Below are 5,021 nucleotides of genomic sequence, written 5' to 3'. Positions count from 1 at the left end.
TACCCGGACTTGCCATTTACGTGATTTCGTGTGTTCTTCGATTTGTACGTTTGTAGTGTGGGCCGCGCGGATCGCGGGGCGGCCCAATCTGAGTGCGCCAGTGGGACTGCGCCGGTGGGCTCAGCGGGGGCCGAGCGTCCATCGGGGTCCGGTGGGGCTGTCCTCGATGACCAGGCCCGACTGCTGGAGCTGGTCGCGGATGGCGTCGGCGGTGGCCCAGTCCTTGCGGGCGCGCGCCGATTCGCGCTGCTCCAGGACCAGGCGCACGAGGGTGTCCACGGCTCCGTGGAGGTCCTCCCCGCGGTCCGCCTCGCCGGCCCAGTGCGGGTCGAGGGGGTCGAGTCCGAGGACGCCCAGCATGGCCCGTACCTCCGACAGGCGCGCGATGGCCGCGTCCTTGTCGTCGGCGGCGAGCGCGCTGTTGCCCTGGCGGACGGTGGTGTGGATGATCGCGAGCGCCTGCGGGACGCCCAGGTCGTCGTCCATGGCCTCGGCGAAGGCGGGCGGCACCTCGGCGGCCGGCTCCACGGAGCCGCCGGCCTTCTCGATGACGCGCTGGATGAAGCCCTCGATGCGCGCGAAGCCGGACTCGGCCTCGCGCAGGGACTCCACGCTGTACTCGATCATCGAGCGGTAGTGCGGGGTGCCGAGGTAGTAGCGCAGCACGATCGGGCGCCAGACCTTGAGCATCTCGGAGACGAGGACGGAGTTGCCGAGCGACTTGGACATCTTCTCGCCGGAGAGGGTGACCCAGGCGTTGTGCATCCAGTACTTGGCGAACTCGTCGCCGTAGGCCTTGGCCTGGGCGATCTCGTTCTCGTGGTGCGGGAAGATCAGGTCGAGCCCGCCGCCGTGGATGTCGAAGGCGCTGCCGAGGTACTTGTGCGCCATCGCGGAGCACTCCAGGTGCCAGCCGGGACGGCCGCGGCCCCACGGGGTCTCCCAGTCGGGCTCGCCCGGCTTGGAGGCCTTCCACATGGCGAAGTCGCGCGGGTCGCGCTTGCCGGAGACGCCCTCGTCGGGCTGGCGGAGGTCGTCGATGTTCTGGTTCGACAGTTCCAGGTAGCCGGGGAAGGAGCGCACGTCGAAGTAGACGCTGCCGTCGGCCTCGTACGCGTGGCCGCGCTCGATGAGCCCGCGCATCATCTCGATCATCTCGGGGACGTGCCCGGTGGCGCGCGGCTCGTACGTGGGCGGGAGGCAGCCCAGCGCGTTGTAGCCGTCGTTGAAGGCGCGCTCGTTCTCGTAGCCGATGGACCACCAGGGGCGGCCCTGCTCGGCGGACTTCCCGATGATCTTGTCGTCGATGTCGGTGACGTTGCGGATGAAGGTGACGTCGTAACCGCGGTAGGTGAACCAGCGGCGCGCGATGTCGAAGTTCAGGTACGAGCGGACGTGCCCGATGTGCGGAGCCGCCTGCACGGTGGCGCCACAGAGGTAGATCGAGACACAGCCCGCTACGAGCGGGGTGAAGTCACGGATCTGCCGGGCGCTGGTGTCGTACAGGCGAATAGTCACGGCATCCAGGGTAGTGCGCCTGTAGCAGTGCCCCGCGACCCTTTCGGCACGCGGGGCCCGCTTTGTTGTCGAAGAACCGCGGGCGCGGTGTGGGCGTACGGGGTACTAGGCCCGGTTCGTCCGGTAGACGAGGGCCGTGGCGATGGCGGCGAGGCCTTCGGCGCGGCCGGTGAGGCCCAGTCCGTCGGTGGTGGTGCCCGAGACGGAGACGGGGGCGCCCGCCGCTGCGGCGAGCGCCTTCTGCGCCTCTTCGCGCCGCTTGCCGATCTTCGGGCGTACGCCGATCACCTGGATCGCGATGTTGCCGATCTCGAAGCCCTCGGCGCGCACGATCCGGGCGGCTTCCGCCAGAAGGGTGACACCGGCGGCGCCGGACCACTCGGGGCGGGAGGTGCCGAAGTGTGCGCCGAGGTCGCCGACGCCGGCGGCGGAGAACAGGGCGTCGCAGGCGGCGTGCGCGGCGACGTCCCCGTCGGAGTGCCCGGCGAGGCCGTCCTCGCCCTCCCAGAGCAGGCCGGCGCACCACAGTTCGCGGCCGGTCTCGAAGGCGTGCACATCGGTGCCGATGCCGACGAGCGGCATCAGGGGGGCCGCGGGGGTGCCCGCGGTGGTGGGGCTAGTAGGCATCGGTGGCCCTCCGGCGGGCGAGTACGGCCTCGGCGAGGACCAGGTCGAGCGGGCGGGTGACCTTGAAGGCCTCTTCGTGGCCGGGGACCGCCACGACGGTGATGCCGAGCTGCTCCACCATCCCGGCGTCGTCCGTGGCGCCCTCGCCGTCGACGGCCAGCCGGGACAGCTTCTCGTGCGCGAGCCGCAGCGTGGCGAGGTCGAAACCCTGCGGGGTCTGTACGGCGCGCAGGCGGGCCCGTACGGGGGTGGCGACGACCGGTTCGGGCTCGCCGGGCCGGCCGGGCTCGACCTCCTTGACGGTGTCGGCCAGCGGCAGGGCGGGGACGACGGCGGGTGCGCCGTCGCGGACCGCCTCGATGACGGAGTCGACGGTGTCCACGGGGACCAGGGGGCGGGCCGCGTCGTGGATGAGGACGGAGGTGATGTCGGCCGGAAGCGCGTCCAGGCCGGCGCGTACGGATTCCTGCCGGGTCTCCCCGCCGGGGACGACCAGGATCTCCGTGCGCTCGGGCAGGGCGTGCTCGTCGAGCAGCCGGCGCACCTCGGCGGTGCCGTTGCCGTCGGGGGGTGCCACGACGACGACGAGGGCGACCGCGCGGGAGCGGGCCATGGCGCGTACGGCGTGGATGAGCATGGGGGTGCCGCCCAGGGTCCGCAGGGCCTTGGGGGCGCCCGGACCGAGACGGATCCCGCGGCCGGCGGCCGGGATCACCGCGGCGGTGCGGTGGGGGCGCGATTCGTCAGACATCAGTAGCTCCGAGCCAGGTTTGTGACTTCGGCCGACATGGGTATGGCCTGAAGGGTGCCGGGTGCGACGCCCTCGCCCCTTCCGTGACGACCGGTCGAGTCGGCTGCCCGGACCCGGCGCGCCAGTTCAGTCATGGGTGGCATGGCATGCATGGGTGGCATGGGTCCAGACATGCCGCAGCGCCCGGCAACAAGTCTCCTTGTCATCGGGCACCGCGGCACAACTGTGTACAACCAAGCGTACGAATGATCGCGTCAGGACGCGAGCACTTCGTCGAGGAGGGCCTCGGCCTTGTCCTCGTTGGTGTTCTCGGCGAGCGCGAGCTCGCTCACCAGGATCTGACGCGCCTTCGCGAGCATGCGCTTCTCCCCTGCGGAGAGCCCACGCTCACGCTCACGACGCCACAGGTCGCGTACGACTTCGGCGACCTTGATGACATCGCCAGAAGCGAGCTTTTCCAGATTTGCCTTGTAGCGCCGGGACCAGTTCGTCGGCTCTTCTGCGTACGGTGCGCGAAGCACCTCGAAGACCCGGTCCAGCCCGTCCTGGCCGACTACGTCGCGAACGCCCACGAACTCCGCGTTGTCCGCAGGTACGCGAACAGTCAGGTCACCCTGCGCGACCTTGAGCACCAAGTAGGTCTTGTCCACGCCTTTGATCTGGCGAGTTTCGATTGCCTCGATCAGCGCGGCCCCGTGATGGGGATAGACCACGGTGTCGCCAACCTTGAACGTCATGTGACAGGTACCCCTTCCGTGGCTATCCAGGGTAACACGAGAATCGACCGTTATGAATGGCGTTTTCGCAGGTCAGGGCCCATCTCAGGGCTTGACAACAGCGCCAGGAACGTGCTGCGGGAGGCTTCCGCAAGGGGGTATTCGCAGGTCGGAGGGGCTGCGCGGACCAGGCGAAACGGCTACGTTACACCTGCCCGTGAGCCCCGACGATGTGGCGTACGTCCCGTTTTGACGGTTTCGAGGGCGGGAAACCGAACTACTCCGTTCGACTGGCGGCCACCCGTACGGGGTCCGTTCCGGCCCAATCCGGAATTGATCACGAGCGCCGATCACGAGCGGTGTTCGATGAAATCCGGAAATTGATCACCGTGCCGCGCCGGCCATTGCGAGCGGGCCTTTTGCGAATGGAAGATCACCCGGCCCCGGCGGGGCGGCGGCGGAACCGGCCGGAGCAGGGGCGGGTTCCCCGTCGGGGCCCGGCCGGGGCCCGGCCCCACACTGCGGAGGGTCGGGTGCGGGGGCGGGGCGGCGGCTCGGTAACCTAAGCGCGCTGACACATCCTTAGAGCGGCTTTACTTCGTCGCTCCGAGGCGTCCACCCTTCCGTTCCGTACGTCCAAGGAGTTGCCTCCCCCGTGAGCCGCAGCCTTCGACGCGGCGCCCTCGCCGCCACCGCCGCCGCCTTCTCGCTCGTCTCGCTGGGCGCCTGCGCCGCGGGTCACGACGCGCCGACCCTCCAGGTGAAGCCGGACAACGCCGCCGTCACCAAGGGCGACATCAAGGTCCAGAACGCTCTGGTGATCACCCAGGAGAAGGACAAGAAGGGCCCGGCCGCGGTCTCCGCGACGGTGTTCAACAACGGCACCGAGGAGCAGACGCTCGACGCCATCACCCTTCCGGGTGGCAAGGCCGTCGTGACGCTCAAGCCCGCGGGCAGCGGCTCCAAGGTCGTCATCCCGGCCGGCGGTTCCGTCGTCCTGGGCGGCAAGGGCAACGCCTCCGCCCTGATCGCGGGCGGCGCCGACGTCGTGGACGGCAACGTCCAGAAGATCGTCTTCCAGCTGAGCACCACGGGCGACGTCGAGCTCGACGGCTTCGTCGTGCCGGCCACGGGCATGTACGAGGGCTACGGCCCGACCGCCGCCCCGGCCGCCCCGGGCGCCTCCCCGTCCGCCGGCGCCTCGGCCTCCCCCTCCGGCAGCCCCTCCGGCTCGCCGTCCGGTTCCGCCTCGGCCCCGGTCTCGGGCAGCCCCTCGGGGTCCCCCTCCGGGTCGGCTTCCACCGGCACCGGTCACTGACGGCATCCGCCGCGACATGACCGTCAACAACGGCGACGGGCTGGTCGGCCGGGTCACCACCGTCGGCTCCTCGACGGCCACCGTGCTGCTC

At 70.2% G+C, this 5,021-nt stretch carries 5 protein-coding genes and 1 pseudogene; 2 read left to right on the top strand and 4 right to left on the bottom strand.

The features are described 5' to 3' along the window. Positions 1–120: 120 nt before the first annotated feature. The 4 genes from cysS to ACFWNV_RS38370 form a co-directional block, all read right to left on the bottom strand. The gene (cysS, locus tag ACFWNV_RS38385) at positions 121–1,518 is read right to left on the bottom strand and encodes a cysteine--tRNA ligase (protein ID WP_383956572.1); all 1,398 of its coding nucleotides are present in this window, start codon (positions 1,516–1,518) and stop codon (positions 121–123) included. Positions 1,519–1,623: 105 nt separating this feature from the next. Further along, entirely contained in the window at positions 1,624–2,145 is a 522-nt protein-coding gene (ispF, locus tag ACFWNV_RS38380) for a 2-C-methyl-D-erythritol 2,4-cyclodiphosphate synthase (RefSeq protein ID WP_383956570.1), read from the bottom strand. Beyond that, complete coding sequence (gene ispD, locus ACFWNV_RS38375) at positions 2,135–2,896, bottom strand: 2-C-methyl-D-erythritol 4-phosphate cytidylyltransferase (protein WP_383956567.1); 762 nt, start codon at positions 2,894–2,896, stop codon at positions 2,135–2,137. Before ispD ends, ispF begins: the two co-directional genes overlap by 11 nt. Before the next feature lie 254 nt (positions 2,897–3,150). Next, positions 3,151–3,633: a CarD family transcriptional regulator gene (locus ACFWNV_RS38370; protein ID WP_003953493.1), complete on the bottom strand. Its 483-nt coding sequence runs from the start codon at positions 3,631–3,633 to the stop codon at positions 3,151–3,153. A 634-nt stretch (positions 3,634–4,267) separates the two neighbouring features. On the opposite strand from ACFWNV_RS38370, the gene ACFWNV_RS38365 reads away from it, so the two are divergent. Together ACFWNV_RS38365 and ACFWNV_RS38360 are read left to right on the top strand one after the other, a co-directional pair. Continuing rightward, positions 4,268–4,930 carry a DUF461 domain-containing protein gene (locus tag ACFWNV_RS38365; protein WP_383956564.1) on the top strand — a complete coding sequence of 221 codons (663 nt, stop codon included), beginning with the start codon at positions 4,268–4,270 and terminating at the stop codon, positions 4,928–4,930. Further along, positions 4,929–5,021, top strand: a pseudogene (locus ACFWNV_RS38360) (rod shape-determining protein MreC); the annotation flags it as partial. The gene ACFWNV_RS38365 and the pseudogene ACFWNV_RS38360, both read left to right, overlap by 2 nt.

Source organism: Streptomyces sp. NPDC058401, from assembly GCF_042722885.1.
Lineage (GTDB): Bacteria > Actinomycetota > Actinomycetes > Streptomycetales > Streptomycetaceae > Streptomyces.
This window is presented reverse-complemented; position numbering and strand designations above follow the sequence as displayed.

Excerpts from the sequence above, each read along its gene's own strand:
- ispF (WP_383956570.1), bottom strand. The coding sequence starts at position 2,145 with ATGCCTACTAGCCCCACCACCGCGGGCACCCCCGCGGCCCCCCTGATG.
- ispD (WP_383956567.1), bottom strand. The coding sequence starts at position 2,896 with ATGTCTGACGAATCGCGCCCCCACCGCACCGCCGCGGTGATCCCGGCC.
- ACFWNV_RS38370 (WP_003953493.1), bottom strand. The coding sequence starts at position 3,633 with ATGACGTTCAAGGTTGGCGACACCGTGGTCTATCCCCATCACGGGGCC.